Genomic DNA, 15,053 nt, shown 5'->3' on the forward strand with positions numbered 1-15,053 from the left:
AAAGGTCCTCTCTCGAGACCATCAGCCCTGGTGGAGCATCCATCAGGGCTCAAGCATGTCGTGACGGCGCCTGGCGATTCGCAGCTTGGCGCTGCGACTGCGGGGGTTCTGCTCCTGCTCCTGTTCTGAGGCAACGAGGGGGCGACGGGTGATGCGTTGCAGGCGCTCATCCTGAAGAAACGCCGTTTTCACGCGCCGATCTTCAAGCGAATGAAAGCTGATGATCGCCAGCAGCCCTCCGGGCTCAAGCCAGTCAGGAGCCTGCGCCAACAAGCGATCCAGCACCCCCAATTCATCGTTGACCGCAATCCTCAACGCCTGAAACGTGCGCGTGGCTGGGTGAATGCGTCCTTTGCGGGCCTTCGGGGGGTAACAACCGGCAACGGCATAGGCCAGAGAGGCCGTGCCGTCATATGGACCCTGGGAGACCAGATCCGCCTTGATCCGCCTCGCGATCCGGCGGGAGAGACGCTCCTCGCCGTAGGCGTAGATGAGATCGGCCAATTCAGCTTCCGGCAGGCGTTCGATCAGCTCAGCTGCCGTTTCCCCACCGCCTTCCGGATTCATCCGCATATCGAGGGGGCCATCGAGGCGAAAGCTGAAGCCCCGCTCCGCCACATCAAGCTGTGGGCTGCTCACGCCCAGATCGGCCAGCACCAGCGAGACCGGCTCCGTTGGCTCGTAATCAGCGAAGTTGGTCGCCACGATGGTGACCCGATCAGACATCGGTGCCAACCGCTGGGCAGCGGCGGCCCTGGCGGTGGGGTCTTGGTCCAGACCGATCAATCGCAGGCCTGGGTAACGCTCCAAGAGGAGCGCACTGTGGCCTCCTCCCCCCAAGGTGCAATCGAGAAGAATGCCCTGGAGGCCCAGGCCGCCAGGCTCCTCGACCAGCGCCTGCAAGAGCGGGTCAGCCAGCACAGGGACGTGCATGAACAGCTGAGTGGAGCCGGGGGACTGATCGGGCATGGGTCCTTCCTAAGATCCCGTCACGATCGTTTTGCCACGGCCCATGACGCAGCTGGAAACGCGCACGGAGCCGATGGTGGTCAACTTCGGCCCCCATCACCCCTCGATGCACGGGGTGTTGCGGCTGGTGGTGACCCTCGACGGTGAAGACGTGGTGGATTGCGAGCCGGTCATCGGCTACCTCCATCGCGGCATGGAGAAAATCGCCGAGAACCGCACGAACGTGATGTTCGTGCCCTACGTGAGCCGCATGGACTACGCGGCAGGCATGTTCTACGAGGCAATCGTGGTCAACGCCCCGGAACGGCTTGCCAACATCCCGGTTCCGAAGCGCGCCAGCTACATCCGTGTTCTGATGCTGGAACTGAACCGGATCGCCAACCACCTGCTCTGGCTTGGCCCCTTTCTTGCCGACGTGGGTGCCCAAACCCCGTTTTTCTATATCTTCCGTGAACGGGAGATGATCTATGACCTCTGGGAGGCAGCCACCGGCCAGCGCCTGATCAACAACAACTATTTCCGCATCGGCGGTGTGGCCGCTGACCTGCCCTGGGGATGGTTGGAGAAGTGCCGCGATTTCTGCGACTGGTTCGGCCCGAAGATCGACGAATACGAGAAGTTGATCACCAACAACCCGATTTTCCGCCGCCGGATTGAGGGCCTGGGAACCATTGGCAAGGAAGAGGCCATCAACTGGTCTCTGTCAGGGCCGATGCTGCGCGCCTCAGGCGTGCCCTGGGACCTGCGCAAGGTGGATCACTACGAGTGCTACGACGATTTCGACTGGGATGTGGCTTGGGAGAAGGAGGGTGACTGCTTCGCGCGCTACCGCGTGCGCGTCGAGGAGATGCGCCAGTCGCTGAAGATCCTCCGCCAGGCCTGCGACATGATCCCCGGTGGGCCGACCGAAAACCTGGAAGCCAAGCGCATGGCCGAGGGCAAGGACAGCGACTTCGCAGGCTTTGACTATCAATACGTGGCCAAGAAAGTGGCGCCCACCTTCAAGATCCCCGAAGGAGAGCTCTACACCCGACTGGAATCAGGCAAAGGAGAGATCGGTGTGTTCATCCAGGGCAACAACGACGTGACCCCCTGGCGCTTCAAGATCCGCGCCGCCGACAGCAACAACCTGCAGATCCTTCCTCACATCCTGAAGGGGCACAAGGTGGCCGACATCATGGCGATTCTCGGCTCCATCGACGTGATCATGGGATCCGTTGATCGCTGACTCCGCCAGCTGGTTAACACTGTCGAGAACGGTGCGCTTTGGCGACACCGATGCAGCCGGCGTGATGCATTTCCATCAGCTGTTGCGCTGGTGCCATGAATCCTGGGAGGAGAGCCTGGAGTGTTACGGCACGAAAGCTGGTGAGGTCTTTCCTGGCTGCCGCGGCCAGGAGCAGTGGCCTGAGATCGCACTGCCAGTGGTGCACTGCAGCGCCGACTTCCTGCGGCCGGTGCACGGGGGTGATCATCTCCAGGTTCTGGTTGCCCCGCAGCGGCTCGATCCAGGGAGCTTTGAGGTGCGCTATCGCTTCAAGCTGGATCACCAGGATGTAGCCCGTGGCTTGATTCGTCAGCTAGCGATCAGCAGCACGTCCCGCCGGCGTTGCGCCCTACCGGAAGCGATTGATCGCTGGCTGGAGGCATCGGCCCTTGGAAGCATCAGCAGCCTCTGAATGCCCAAACCCAAAGCAGTGCAACCACCTGGAGTGGGGCCAAACTGAGCAGTACCCCCAAGGGGTGAAAACCAGCCAGAGACTGGGAAGCAAACAGCACACAACTGAGTGCCGCCGCCGGCACAAAGAGTGCGACCGCACGCTTATGCCCCGTGAAACCAGGTTCCATCAGAACCATTGCTTCTGAGCATCGATATAAAGCTCGCGGAATTCCTCCGGAGTTTTCGTGAGATAGATGATTCCCTCGATCAGTCCGATCACTCCCATCACAAACGAGGCGACACCACAGGTCACCACGCCACCAGCAAGACTCACCACCAACATGATGATCCCGGCGTTATTAAAACCGAGCACAAATTTGTGCACGCCGAAGGAACCAAGAAAGACGCCCAGCAAACCCGCCGCAAGCTTCCTGTTACTAATTTCGGTGTCAGAAAGGGTGGTCATCGCGCGGCCTGATCTGCTCCGCTTCTAGCGACCGAAGCCAGACCTGCCAACGCGCACGCTCCCATTTTCCCGCAGCAGTCGGCTCGAGTTCGTCGCATCCATGCCAGGCGATTGGACGCTCCGCAGGCAGCCAATCAGACACAAGGGCTTTCAATCCCCCAAGTCGTCTCGCCGCAAGCTCAGGATTCCCATCAGCCCCCCTCCAGCGCACCAGGGCCACCAGCCGTTCACCCCACTCCCGATCCGCCACAGCCAACAGCAGCACCGCTTCAAGTGGCAGGGCCGCTGAGCGAGCTGCGGCCATCAATCGCGCCTCAAGCTGCGCGGGGAACACCGTGACCCCCCCGGAGTGAATCGCGCCATCCAGGCGGCCCAAGATGCGCAGCTGAGCCAATCCTCCAGCCTGCACCAGCTGCGCCGCATCCCCGGAGCGCCACCAGCCCTGAGCATCCGCCAACGCCTCCAGGGAGCCGTCTTGAAGGAGCCTGGCCAGCGCAAGACGCTGGCTGCGCACCGCCAGCGCTCCATCGGCATCCACGCGCAACTCCACGTCCTCGAGCGGGGCGCCGCATCCCTCCTCTCCCGCAAGGAATGCCTGAGGGGCCTGCGCCGTCACCATGGCCGCCGTCTCCGTGGCCCCGTAGCAAGGCGCCAAGGGGAGCTGAAGGTCCCGTGCCCTAGCGGCAAGGTCAGCCGGCAGAAAGGCTCCTCCCACCCAAATCAACGTCATGGCCTGGAGCCATTCGACGCCGGCCGGCTCAGCCATCAGGCGCACCAGCTGGGTGGGCACCAGCGACAACAGCATGGGCCGTGCGCACCAGTCCGCCCTGGCCCGACTCCAAGCCAGCAAGGAGGAGGGCTCTTTCATCAGAGTGGGAGCCAACCAGGCATGGGCCGCACCCCACTGGCGGGCCCGCCACCAGGGCATCAGACCGCTCACGTGCTGAATCGGCAGCGGATTCCAGACCAGCGCCTGGGAGGGCTCAACTCCGAGGTGTTGCAGCCAAAGCCCTGTGGCCCTGGCGGATTGGTCAAGATGCGCCGCGGGTTGCAGGCAGAGCTGCCTTCCCCCGGTGCTGCCTCCGCTGGCCAGCACCAGTCCAGGACCCGCAGGCAGCGTTGGCACCACGATTGGCCGTTGGCGAGCAGCTGACTGCAAGCGTGCGGCAGCGCCCTGCAGACGCACCCAACGGCCCTCTGCGAGAGCCAACGCCAATTGGCCCGCTGCAGCAGCGGGTGCCGCAGGATCGCAGTGCAGCATCATCCAGTCGCTCATGATGCCCCTGCAGCGGCATCCCACACCTCTTGAGGATCCGCACTGAACAGCGGGCCCTCAGGGCACCAACCCGGCGCCAATCCTGGGGCCGTGGGCGTCGGCCCCTGCATTTGCAGCGCTGCCAAAAGGGCCAGCCAGCGCATGCCGATCCCCGTTTCAAACGCCGTGCTCAGCATCAAGCGAGGCTCTCCGGCGCGCAACCGGGCCAGCAGCGCGCGGGGGTCACCCTCGAGAAGTGGCCGCCGCACCTGCCAGCCAGGCCAGCACTGACGCCAAGCCGGATGGGCCAACAAGGACTCATCAAGCGCCACCGGCAAGCGTTCCGCCAGCTCCAGGTGTCCCTGGAGATCATCCGTCGCCAGGGGCTGCTCCAACCAGTCAAGGCGTGGCTCCCCTTCCAGGGCCCTCACCCAGCGATCGGCCTTGGAACGATCCCAGCCGCCGTTGGCATCCAAGCGCAGGCGAGCGCCGCTGGGCAGACGCTCCAAAAGCAGGCCTAGCAACGACCACTCCTGCTCCGGATCACTGGCCGCCACCTTCCATTTGACGGTGGGCGGCCGGTCGGGAGCGGCCTCCGCCAAAAGCCGATCAAGGGCCGCTGGCATGGCTGCACCGGCAGGCAGCAACCGGGCAGAGGACGGCGCCGGAAGCCAGGGCTGTCGTTCCCCATCGTCCGAACGGCCCACCAGGCCATCGAGCTCCCCGAGAGCCGCACCGAGAGCGAAGGCCACAGGAGCGGGAGCCCTCAACAGCAGGGTCTCCAGTGATGCTCGCGTGCACTCGATGCCCTCAGGCTGGTGCCAGCGCGCCATCAGCTCCTCACAGGCGCGCCTCTCCGCTGGATCGAGAGGCGCCACCTCCCCCCAGCCCAGCCGTGCGGACGAACGCTGCTCCAGACGCAGCAGCCATCCCGATCGCTGCTGCCAGCGGCCATGGGCCGTCTGAAGCGGCTCGCGTAGGGCAAAGGCATAGGGCCTGAGCTGGAGCCGCATCACCATCGGCTCAGGCCAGGGGGCCGAATCCAAGCCAAGGGCCAAGCGCGAGACCCACACCCAAACCCAAACCATTCAGCGCCTGAAAGCGGAGGGCTAGGAATTTGCTGCCCACAACCCGATCAGGAGTGTGATGGTGCTCCCTCAACAGTCGAATCAGAGCGGCACCCGCGGGGAGAGCCAGCCCGCTCAACAGGGCTGTCGGAGGCCAGTCCCCCTGCAGGATCGGCACCCACTCCAACGCCAGGGTTCCGGCCACGAACCAAGGCACCAGGGCCGCAGCTCGCGCCGTTCCCAGTCGCACCACCGGCGAACGCTTGCCATGGGCGGCATCCTCTTCAATCTGATGAAAGTGCGAGCAGAACAGCACCAGGGTCGTGGCCAGGGCTGGGCCGGAGCCGAGGGTGAGGGCCGTGGCCCAGGGGACCACCGCGGTCGGATCTGCAGCTGGAACGGGAGCCAGCACCAGCAGGGCTGCCGCCGTGGCGAAGGGACCGAACGCCATCCAGCAGAGCGGTTCCCCGAGGCCCAGGTAGCCGAGCCGGAAGGGCGGCCCTTGATACAGATAGCCCAGGCCACAGCTCACCAGCACCAGGGACAACACCGCAAGGCTGCTGCGCAGGGCGACCACCAGCATCAGCAGGAGACCCAACAGCAGGGCGAGATTGGCCAGGCGGCGTACCGGTCGGCGGCGCCCCAGCAGTGCCACCACGGAATGGGGCTTGCCGTTGGTGTCAACGCCAGTTTCGGCATCGAACAGATCGTTGCTGAGGTTTTCCCAGAGCAGGAGCAGCACCGCTGCCACCAGAAAACCAAGGGCCTGGCTCCAACGCACGGGCTGGCCTGCAGCCAGACGCCAACCTGCCGCCAACACCACGGGCATCACGGCCACGGAATACATCGGCCACTTGATCGCGGCCTTCCAAAGCCGACGCCGCTCGGCCACCGGGGCGTGAAGGGATGCAACAGCCTGACGATCTGGCATGGACTCGGCCCCTGAACCCCGCATGAAGGCCCATACATTTGAGCAGCATCACCCACCCATGCCGCCGGATGACGGCTGAGTCCAACACCAGCCCTGCCGAGATCCGCTTCAGCGAGCTGCTGGACCGGGCCATGCATGTCTGGCGACAGCGGCAGGGAGAGGAGGGAGTCTTCAGCCTGGCCCTGCCCCTGGTGGGACTGGACCCCCTCACCCAGCTCCCCCTGCTGGAGGCCCCCGACCCCTTCCGCTTCCTCTGGGATGGGGCACCAGGTCTGAGCCTGGCGGCAGCAGGGCGCTGCCATCATCTGGATCTCGCGGGTCCACGACGTTTCGAGCTGGCCCAACGCTTTAGCGACGCAACCCTGGCCCGGGTGCTGGATGGCAACCCGGAAGCGCCTGCCCAGGCTCGCTCCCGGATCTTGCTGGCCTTCTCCTTCTTTGAGCAGAGTGGCGAACAGCAACCAACTGGTGGCACCCCGTCGGTTCAAGCCGTACTGCCCCGCTGGCAGCTGAGCTGCCATGGCCGACAGGGATGGCTGCGCCTGCATGGCGTCGTCAACCAAAGCAGCGATGTGCGTTCGCTGGCGGAGACGCTCTGGTTGATGGCTGAACGGCTGCAACAGAACCCAAGGAGCCAGAGGAGACCAGGAATCTCCACCGTCAGCGGCACCACGATTCCAGGAGCCTGGGAGCAGCGTTATGCGCCGACCCTGCGCCGAGGCATCGAGCTGGTCAACGAAGGGGAGCTGCACAAATTGGTGTTGGCGGTGCGCCAGTCCATCCAACTTGAGGCCCCACTCGACCCTCTGCCCTTGCTGGATCGGCTGCGTCAGCAACAGGCGGGGAGCTGTCGCTTCCTCTGGCAACGCCACAGAGATGACAGCTTTTTTGGGGCTTCACCGGAACGTCTGCTCAGTCTGCGCAACGGCCAGCTACGCAGCGATGCCCTAGCCGGAACCGCCGGTCGCAACGAACAGGCCATCAGCCTGCTGCGCTCCGATAAAGACCGACGGGAGCATGAACTGGTGGTGCAGGCCATCACCGAACATCTGCGCGCCCAGGGATTGCAGCCGCGCCGCCCCCGTCGTCCCCAGCTGGCACGCCATGGCCAGCTGGTGCATCTCCACACCCCGATCACCGCCGCGGCCCCCGACCAGCAACCGCTCACCCTCGCCGGTGCTCTGCATCCAACACCAGCCGTCGCCGGGCTGCCACGCCGGGAGGCGATGACCTGGCTGCGCAGCCTGGAACCATTCGAACGCGGGGGGTACGCCGCACCGATCGGCTGGATTGACAGCGCCGGAGATGCGGAGCTACGGGTGGCGATCCGCTGCGGCCATGCCCGAGACCGCCAATTGGATCTAACAGCCGGAGCAGGCCTGGTGCGCGGTTCGGTAGCCGAACGCGAATTGCAGGAAGTGGGACTCAAGCTCACCGTGCTGGCGGATCAGCTTGAGCTGCGCCCCCAGCTTCACTGCACCTGAGCCTGAAGCCGCTCGATCACCTGGTCAGCCAGGGGCCGCTGCATCAGACGCTCCACCTCACGGATGCCAGTCGGACTCGTGACATTGATCTCACTGAGCATGCCGCCGATCACATCAATCCCCACGAAGAACAAGCCTTCGGCCCGCAAGGCGGGGGCAAGGGCTTCACAGATGCGCTGTTCTCGTTCCGTCAGCTCAGTCGCTTCCGGATGACCGCCCACTGCAAGGTTGCTGCGGAATTCCCCTTGCTTCGGCCGCCGGTTCACCGCCCCGAGCGGTTCACCGTCCACCAGCAGGATCCTCTTGTCACCAGCGCTGACCTCGGGCAAGAAGCGTTGGGCCATCACAGGCAGCCGCTCCTGTTCGGTGACCAGTTCAAGCAGAGCACCGAGCCCCGGAGCATCGGCACTGACCCGAATCACGCCGAGGCCGGCACGCCCCCCGAGGGGCTTGAGCACGATGTCCCCCTGCTCGCGCGCGAACGCTTCCAGCTCCTGAACGCGACCAGCCACCAGGGTCGGGGCCATCCAGCGACTGAAACGCAGGGCGCCGAGCTTTTCGTTCCAAGCGCGCAGCGAGGAGGGCCGATTAAGAACGCGAACGCCAGCCCGCTCCGCCACTTCCAAAAGGTGCGTGGCATAGAGATAGGCCTCATCCACGGGCGGATCCTTCCGCATCCAGATCACGTGAAAGCGACTCAGGGGCAGACGCTGCCCTTCGCCGATCGTGATCCAGGGTTCCGGCTGCACGGGCGCGGCCACAGCAAAGGGCTCATCGGCCAGAGCGATCAGATCAGAAGGGGTGCACGCCCAGAGTTCGTGACCGGCCCTCGCCGCAGCCTCCATGAGGGCGGCGGTGGAATCTTTGGCTGGATTGATGCGCTGGAGTGGATCCAGTACGAACAAGTGACGCATGGCGAGCAGCCTCAGGCGTCACCAGCGAGCAGGGCATCAAGCTCCCCTGCCCGTTCGAGGGCATGGAGGTCGTCACAACCACCGATGTGTCGGTCAGCGATAAAAATCTGGGGCACGCTGCGACGACCATCCCCGCGGGCGGCCATGGCATCACGACCCGGCTCATCGCCATCCACAGCGTGTTCGGTGTACGCCACCCCCTTGCGATCCAGGAGCTGCTTGGCCCGGATGCAGTAGGGGCAGGTGCGCCAGGTGTAAATCTCAACCGGAGCCATGGGGAAACACGCCGAGCTTCTGGATCCTATGCAGTACGACCTCGCTGATAGGTTCAACCCATTGGATCAGCTGGCAACCGTTGCTCGACCTCACCGACTTCAAGCGCGACCTTTCTGAGCTCACCGACCGCCTGGGCCATGCCCAGGACTGTCTTTGACGTCCCTGCCCTCAAAGCCAGACAACAGGACCTCGAACAGCTCGCCGCCCAACCGGACTTCTGGGACGACCAACAGAACGCTCAGAAGCAGATGCGCCGCCTCGATGAGGTGAAGGCCCAACTCGAGCAACTCGGTCAATGGAGAGGTGCCGTCGATGACGCCCAGGCCACCCTGGAGCTTTACGACCTGGAACCTGACGACGAGATGCTCAGCGAAGCCCAGCAGGGGCTCACCACGCTGCGCAACGACCTGGACCGCTGGGAGCTGGAGCGCCTGCTCAGTGGGGAGTACGACAAAGAAGGCGCCGTGCTGTCCATCAATGCCGGAGCCGGCGGCACCGATGCCCAGGACTGGGCGTTGATGCTGATGCGCATGTACACCCGCTGGGCCGAAGACCACGGGATGAAGGTGAGCGTCGACGAACTCAGCGAAGGTGAGGAAGCAGGCATCAAGAGCTGCACGATCGAGATCGAGGGCCGCTACGCCTACGGCTATCTACGCAACGAAAAAGGCACCCACCGCCTGGTTCGCATCTCACCGTTCAACGCCAACGACAAGCGCCAGACCAGCTTTGCCGGTGTGGAGGTGATGCCAAAGATTGAAGAGGAGGTCAAGCTCGACATCCCCGAGAAGGACCTGGAGATCACCACCAGCCGCTCCGGCGGTGCCGGTGGTCAGAACGTGAACAAGGTGGAGACGGCTGTGCGCATCCTGCACATCCCCACCGGCTTGTTTGTGCGCTGCACGCAGGAACGCTCCCAGCTGCAGAACAAGGAGAAGGCGATGGCTCTGCTGATGGCCAAGCTGCTGGTGATCGCTCAGGAACAGCGGGCTGCAGAGATCGCCGACATCCGCGGCGACATCGTTGAGGCGGCCTGGGGCAACCAGATCCGCAACTACGTGTTCCACCCCTATCAAATGGTGAAAGATCTCCGCACCCAGCACGAAACCACCGATGTGCAAGGAGTGATGGACGGTGATCTCGATCCCTTCATTCAGGCTCTGCTGCGCCAGGGTGTGGATAGCCCAGGCCGTGAAGAGGACAGCTGAGCGATGAGCACCAATCCGGCGTCAAACGACCCTGCCCCCATGGATCCCACGACCAGCGAGGGAGCGCCGACACCACCACCCAGTTTCGTGAAGCTGGCCATGCGCAACATGGTGCGTAAAGGTCGCCAGAGCCTTGTCCACTTCGGGTTGACGGCCTTCGGCTTCATCGGCTTCATCCTGGTGGTCGCCTGGCTTGGGCGACCGACCCTGCCGCAATGAGCACAACTGCGGATCCAGTGATCAGCATCGACCTCGCCTTCCAGGCCGCACCCTCAGACCTGATGGACGCCGAGGCCGATGCTCAGCTCCAGGGACGGCTCAACAGCCAAGACGCTTGGGAGCTGGACTTGATCACCTGGCTCACAGCCATGCGCAGCGACGCGAGCCTGGTCTGTCCAGAGGCCGTACAGACCGCAACCGAGTTCAGCCTTGGTCTGCAGTTCTGCGATGACCCAACAATTGCCGCCCTTAACGGACAGTGGCGTCAGAAGCCCCAAGCCACCGATGTGCTCTCCTTCCCTGCTCTGGAGGGGGATCCGCCGATCGGGGCCGATGCCTGCCTGGAACTCGGAGACATCATCGTGTCGGTACCCACCGCTCAACGGCAGGCTGACGAGCATGGCCATGACCTGCTGCACGAACTGCGCTGGCTCGTGAGCCATGGTTTTTTGCATCTGCTGGGCTGGGACCATCCCGACGATGCTCAGCTCAACGCCATGCTCCAGTGCCAGGAGCGTCTGCTAGCCATCAACGGTAAGGTTCAGTCCCAGGGTGAGATCAGCTGAATCAACAGATGGGATCACTGCTGCACTCCGAAGATGACCGCTCATTGACCGACGAGCTCAGCCACGCCAGCAGCCAGGCTGCCGCCAGCCACAGGGCCGCGCGGCGCGGGGCCTGGCGCATCGCCGGTGACCTGCCCGCGAGCTTCCGCTATGCAGCCCAGGGCCTGGGCTACGGCTTCGTCAGCCAAAGGAACTTCCGAATCCATGTGGTGATCGGGGCGGTGGTGTTCAGTCTTGGCCTCTGGCTGCAACTGCCCACCATCCAGCTGGCCGTGCTCGTGCTCACGGTGGCGGCGGTGCTGGTGCTGGAACTGCTCAACACTGCGATTGAATCAGTGGTGGATCTGGCGATCGGTCGCCGCTTTCATCCCCTGGCAAGAATCGCCAAGGATTGCGCCGCCGCCGCCGTGCTCGTGGCAGCGATCAGCTCCCTGCTCATCGCCTTGCTGCTCCTCCTCCCTCCATTGCTGGAGCGCCTTCACGGATAATCGCCCCCATGCTCCTGGTCATCGACAACTACGACAGCTTCACCTTCAACCTGGTGCAGTACTTCGGTGAGCTCGCCGACCAGCACCCGCTGGCTGCGGATCTGCGGGTGGAGCGCAATGACGCTTTGAGCCTGGACGAGATCCGCAGCCTCAATCCCGACGCGATCCTGCTCTCCCCAGGCCCTGGGGACCCAGACCAGTCGGGAGTCTGCCTCGAGGTCCTGCGCGAACTCTCGCCAACGGTGCCGACCCTGGGAGTGTGTCTCGGCCATCAGGCCCTGGCCCAGGTGTATGGAGGTCGCGTGGTGCGGGCAGCGGAGCTGATGCACGGCAAGACTTCACCGGTGCTGCATCAGGGTGATGGCGTGTTCGCGGGCTTGCCCCAGCCGCTCACCGCCACCCGTTACCACAGCCTGATCGCTGACCGCGAGACCCTACCCGCGTGCCTGGAGGTGACGGCCTGGCTGGAAGACGGCACGATCATGGGCCTGCAGCATCGGGACTTTCCCCACCTCCAGGGCGTGCAGTTTCATCCCGAGAGCGTGCTCACCGAAGCCGGGCACCAGCTCCTGGCCAACTTTCTGAAGTTGGCGGAGGGTGGCGCTCACCACTGCTAGCTTCCAGCTTCCATCGGACTCCGCCTCCGCCCATGCTTGTCCGCCCGCTGGCCTCGGCCCTGATTGCAGCAGCACTGCCCGGAGCGGCGATCGCTGGCGGCGTCACAATCACCAGCTATGGCCACAGCGCCCTGTTGATCAACGGTGGCGGCCAATCGGTGCTCGTGAACCCCTTCAAGGCCGTGGGCTGCGCCAAGGGCCTTCGGGAACCGAGGGTCAACGCCACGGTGATCCTGGCCAGCTCACAACTGGCCGACGAGGGTGCCCGCATCGCCGGGGGTACCTTCCTCTCCAAGCCTGGTTCCTACAGGGTCGGCGGCTTGAAGCTTGAAGGCTTCGCCGCACCCCATGACCGGGTCGGCGGACGACGCTTCGGCCAGTCCACCCTCTGGCGCTGGCAACAGGGAGGATTGAGCTTCGCCCATCTGGGGGGCACCGCAGCTCAGCTCAGTGGTGAAGACAAGGTGCTGCTGGGTCGCCCGGATGTGCTGATCATCGGCGTCGGTGGCGGCGCCAAGGTCTACAACGCTGCGGAGGCCGCCAAAGTGGTGAAGGAGCTCAATCCCCGTCGGGTCATCCCCGTGCAGTACGTGAGCGGACCCACCCCTGCGGGCTGCGATCAAAGCGGGATCCAGCCCTTCCTTGATGCCATGGCCGGCACGGAGGTGCGTCGTGCTGGCACCACCCTCTCGGTTCCCACCGGCCTCGGCGATGGCACCGTCATCGATGTGATGCGTTAGTGCGTCAGCAGCAGGTCGGCGAGCCGCTGGCGGTCCGCCCCTTGCAGCAGCGCCAACAGCACCAGCACCCTCGCTTTCTGGGGGCTCAGATCTTCCGCTGGAAGCAAACCGAGCAGCTCATCATCCGACCGCGCCGGCACCCGACCCCGGCCGGTGCGTGACGTGCGAACGAGCAGCGGAACCTCCTGGCACCTCCCCTGCGCCAGGCACTTGCGCTCCAACGCCAGCCGCTCGAAACAAGAGAGCTGTCCCGCCCCGGTTCCCGCAAAGACCAGAGCATCGACACCAGCGTCGATCAAGGCCTCAATCAGCCGCGTCGACGGCTGCACGTAGCCATACAGGATCTCCACCAACGGCCAGCATTCAGGGTCCGGCATGGCCGCGAACGAGGACCAATCAACCACCAGCCCGGAATCGGTGGTGTGGCGATGGCTAGGTGTGCGGGTGAAGCGCACGCCATCACCATCGACCGTGCCAAGGCGCCCGTGACCGGGGGAGCGAAAGGCTGCGACCCCGGAGCAGGCGACCTTCGTCACCTCGCGGGCACCATGAATCTCCCCGTCCATCACCACGAGAACCCCACGACCAACAGCCTGGGGATGCACGGCCACCTGTAGGGCCTGCAGCAGGTTGAGGGGACCATCCGCACTCAACGCTGTGGAGGGCCGCATGGCTCCCACCAGCACGACGGGCCTGGCATGTCCGAGTGCGAGATGCAACCAGTAGGCGGTTTCCTCCAGGGTGTTGGTGCCATGGGTGATGACCACACCGCTGAGGCCAGGATCCTGATGGAAGGCTGCATCGATCCGCCGCAGCAGCTGCAGCCAGAGCCGATGGCTCATATCAGCGCTGTCGATGTTGGCGAGCTGTTCCACCTCCAGATCGGCCACGCAGCTGGCATCCGGCAACGCTGCGAGCAACTGCTTACCGTCGATCACCCCGGCGTTGTAATCCTCCAGGGCAAGGCGCGACTCACCGGTGCCGGCGATGGTGCCACCCGTGCAAAGCACCAACAGACGGGGGAGGGACTGGGAGGGCCGCTCGCTCATCAGCAATCAGCCTTCAGGGACGGGGGCCTGGAGCGGTCAAGGAGACATACACTTCCCAAAAGTGCTGCATCTGCTGGGTGGTACCGATGCTGACCCGCAGAGAACCGTCGATCTGGGGCTTACCCGCCATCGATCGCACCAGGATCCCTGCCGCGCGCAACTCCGCCTCCACCTCCGCAACGGCCCGCTGCGGCCAGATCAAGAAATAGTTCCCTCCAGCTGCGTGGAAAGACACACCAGATCGTGTCAACTCCGAGACGATCCAGTTACGGGCCCGTGTCACCTCGGCCACATAGGCATCGGTATAAGCCTGGTCCCGAAGGGCAGCGAAAGCAGCGGTGACCGCCACGCTATTCACGTCATAGGGACCAGTGACCCGACTGACGCGATCCACCACAGCGGCATGACCGATCGCAAAACCGATGCGCAGGCCAGCCAGACCCGCCGTCTTGGCCAGGGAGCGCAACACCAGCAGATTGGGAGTGGCGGCGAAATCGGCGCTCGGCAACACACTGTCGCCGGTGAATGCCTCATAGAGCTCATCCACCACCACCAACGTGTCAGGGGCAGCAGCCGCCAGCGCCAGCACCTGACCCGCCGCGAGACGGGTACCCGTGGGGTTATTCGGATTGCAGAGCATCAGGATCCGCGGCTTCCGACCTAAGGCCGAACGGATGGCATCCAGCGGAAAGACGAACCCAGGCATGCCATGGGGGATCGCCTCGATCGTCATCCCCTGCATGGCAGCGCAAGGGGCGTAGTAACCGAAGGTGGGACTCGTGGTGAGCAGCGTGTCACCGGAGGCGCCATAGGCATGGATGACGGCATGGATCGCCGCATCCACCCCGTTGAAGAGACCGATCTGATCAACGGCCAGTGGAACACGCAAACCCGAAGACGAGGCCGCCAGATTGGCCATCAAGGCCTCCCGCAGACCGTCGTACTCGGGATAGATGGCCATGTGATCGGCGGGAATGGCCCGGATCGCCTCCAGCACCTTCGGGCTGGGACCAACCGTGTTCTCATTGAAGTCGAGTCTCAACAAACCCCGCCGACCTTCAAGAGGAGCGCTGTAAGCCTTCAGCCGCTCCACGTCGGGACGCGCTGCAGGACCCTCTTGCCGTTGCTGCCTGGACATCGAGGT

At 64.3% G+C, this 15,053-nt stretch carries 18 protein-coding genes; 9 read left to right on the plus strand and 9 right to left on the minus strand.

Annotation, left to right across the window (positions count from 1 at the left end; genetic code table 11):
• Positions 1-42: 42 nt before the first annotated feature.
• Entirely contained in the window at positions 43-969 is a 927-nt protein-coding gene (rsmH, locus tag CWE16_RS00350) for a 16S rRNA (cytosine(1402)-N(4))-methyltransferase RsmH (RefSeq protein WP_131592078.1), read from the minus strand.
• Positions 970-1,012: 43 nt separating this feature from the next.
• On the opposite strand from rsmH, the gene CWE16_RS00355 reads away from it, so the two are divergent.
• Positions 1,013-2,197, plus strand: a complete 1,185-nt coding sequence (locus tag CWE16_RS00355) for an NAD(P)H-quinone oxidoreductase subunit H (protein WP_131592080.1) — start codon at positions 1,013-1,015, stop codon at positions 2,195-2,197.
• A complete protein-coding gene (locus CWE16_RS00360) occupies positions 2,187-2,648 on the plus strand; it encodes an acyl-CoA thioesterase (protein WP_131592082.1) in 462 nt (153 codons plus the stop codon). Before CWE16_RS00355 ends, CWE16_RS00360 begins: the two co-directional genes overlap by 11 nt.
• 168 nt (positions 2,649-2,816) lie before the next feature.
• Here CWE16_RS00360 and CWE16_RS00365 read toward each other — a convergent pair whose 3' ends face one another.
• The 4 genes from CWE16_RS00365 to menA are packed head-to-tail and all read right to left on the minus strand — an operon-like array spanning position 2,817 to position 6,348.
• Positions 2,817-3,095 carry a TM2 domain-containing protein gene (locus CWE16_RS00365; RefSeq protein ID WP_131454936.1) on the minus strand — a complete coding sequence of 93 codons (279 nt, stop codon included), beginning with the start codon at positions 3,093-3,095 and terminating at the stop codon, positions 2,817-2,819.
• On the minus strand, positions 3,079-4,371 hold the full coding sequence (locus CWE16_RS00370; protein WP_131592084.1) for an AMP-binding protein: 1,293 nt from the start codon (positions 4,369-4,371) through the stop codon (positions 3,079-3,081). The genes CWE16_RS00365 and CWE16_RS00370 overlap by 17 nt, the downstream gene beginning before the upstream one ends.
• Entirely contained in the window at positions 4,368-5,369 is a 1,002-nt protein-coding gene (gene menC / locus CWE16_RS00375; protein ID WP_131592086.1) for an o-succinylbenzoate synthase, read from the minus strand. The genes CWE16_RS00370 and menC overlap by 4 nt, the downstream gene beginning before the upstream one ends.
• A gap of 4 nt (positions 5,370-5,373) precedes the next feature.
• Positions 5,374-6,348, minus strand: coding sequence for a 2-carboxy-1,4-naphthoquinone phytyltransferase (menA, locus tag CWE16_RS00380; RefSeq protein ID WP_131592088.1), 975 nt, complete (start codon positions 6,346-6,348; stop codon positions 5,374-5,376).
• Positions 6,349-6,416: 68 nt separating this feature from the next.
• Between menA and CWE16_RS00385 the strand changes: the two genes are divergently transcribed.
• Positions 6,417-7,832: an isochorismate synthase gene (locus tag CWE16_RS00385; RefSeq protein ID WP_131592089.1), complete on the plus strand. Its 1,416-nt coding sequence runs from the start codon at positions 6,417-6,419 to the stop codon at positions 7,830-7,832.
• Here the strand turns inward: CWE16_RS00385 and gshB are convergent.
• Positions 7,820-8,746 (minus strand): glutathione synthase, encoded by a 927-nt coding sequence (gshB, locus tag CWE16_RS00390; protein WP_131592091.1) that lies wholly within the window; start codon positions 8,744-8,746, stop codon positions 7,820-7,822. The genes CWE16_RS00385 and gshB overlap by 13 nt on opposite strands.
• Before the next feature lie 11 nt (positions 8,747-8,757).
• Positions 8,758-9,021: a glutaredoxin 3 gene (gene grxC / locus CWE16_RS00395; protein ID WP_131592093.1), complete on the minus strand. Its 264-nt coding sequence runs from the start codon at positions 9,019-9,021 to the stop codon at positions 8,758-8,760.
• An 80-nt stretch (positions 9,022-9,101) separates the two neighbouring features.
• Here grxC and prfB point away from each other — a divergent pair.
• From prfB to CWE16_RS00425, 6 genes are all read left to right on the plus strand, one after another.
• A protein-coding gene (prfB, locus tag CWE16_RS00400) for a peptide chain release factor 2 (RefSeq protein ID WP_131592095.1) occupies positions 9,102-10,230 on the plus strand; the annotation gives its coding sequence in 2 pieces (ribosomal slippage) (positions 9,102-9,176 and positions 9,178-10,230; 1,128 coding nt in all).
• Between the two features lie 39 nt (positions 10,231-10,269).
• On the plus strand, positions 10,270-10,449 hold the full coding sequence (locus CWE16_RS00405; protein ID WP_131592928.1) for a DUF3285 domain-containing protein: 180 nt from the start codon (positions 10,270-10,272) through the stop codon (positions 10,447-10,449).
• The gene (ybeY, locus tag CWE16_RS00410; protein ID WP_131592097.1) at positions 10,446-11,015 is read left to right on the plus strand and encodes an rRNA maturation RNase YbeY; all 570 of its coding nucleotides are present in this window, start codon (positions 10,446-10,448) and stop codon (positions 11,013-11,015) included. The genes CWE16_RS00405 and ybeY overlap by 4 nt, the downstream gene beginning before the upstream one ends.
• Before the next feature lie 8 nt (positions 11,016-11,023).
• Positions 11,024-11,503, plus strand: a complete 480-nt coding sequence (locus CWE16_RS00415; RefSeq protein ID WP_131592099.1) for a diacylglycerol kinase family protein — start codon at positions 11,024-11,026, stop codon at positions 11,501-11,503.
• An 8-nt stretch (positions 11,504-11,511) separates the two neighbouring features.
• Positions 11,512-12,120 carry an anthranilate synthase component II gene (locus CWE16_RS00420; RefSeq protein ID WP_131454945.1) on the plus strand — a complete coding sequence of 203 codons (609 nt, stop codon included), beginning with the start codon at positions 11,512-11,514 and terminating at the stop codon, positions 12,118-12,120.
• A gap of 32 nt (positions 12,121-12,152) precedes the next feature.
• Positions 12,153-12,860, plus strand: coding sequence for an MBL fold metallo-hydrolase (locus CWE16_RS00425; RefSeq protein ID WP_131592101.1), 708 nt, complete (start codon positions 12,153-12,155; stop codon positions 12,858-12,860).
• On the opposite strand, the gene CWE16_RS00430 is transcribed toward CWE16_RS00425, so the two are convergent.
• Both CWE16_RS00430 and CWE16_RS00435 read right to left on the minus strand, forming a co-directional pair.
• Positions 12,857-13,909: an asparaginase gene (locus tag CWE16_RS00430; protein WP_131592103.1), complete on the minus strand. Its 1,053-nt coding sequence runs from the start codon at positions 13,907-13,909 to the stop codon at positions 12,857-12,859. The two genes, CWE16_RS00425 and CWE16_RS00430, sit on opposite strands and share 4 nt — an antisense overlap.
• A gap of 13 nt (positions 13,910-13,922) precedes the next feature.
• Complete coding sequence (locus CWE16_RS00435) at positions 13,923-15,047, minus strand: pyridoxal phosphate-dependent aminotransferase (protein ID WP_131592105.1); 1,125 nt, start codon at positions 15,045-15,047, stop codon at positions 13,923-13,925.
• Positions 15,048-15,053: the final 6 nt, after the last annotated feature.

The organism is Synechococcus sp. BS55D (genome assembly GCF_004332415.1).
Classification (GTDB): domain Bacteria; phylum Cyanobacteriota; class Cyanobacteriia; order PCC-6307; family Cyanobiaceae; genus Synechococcus_C.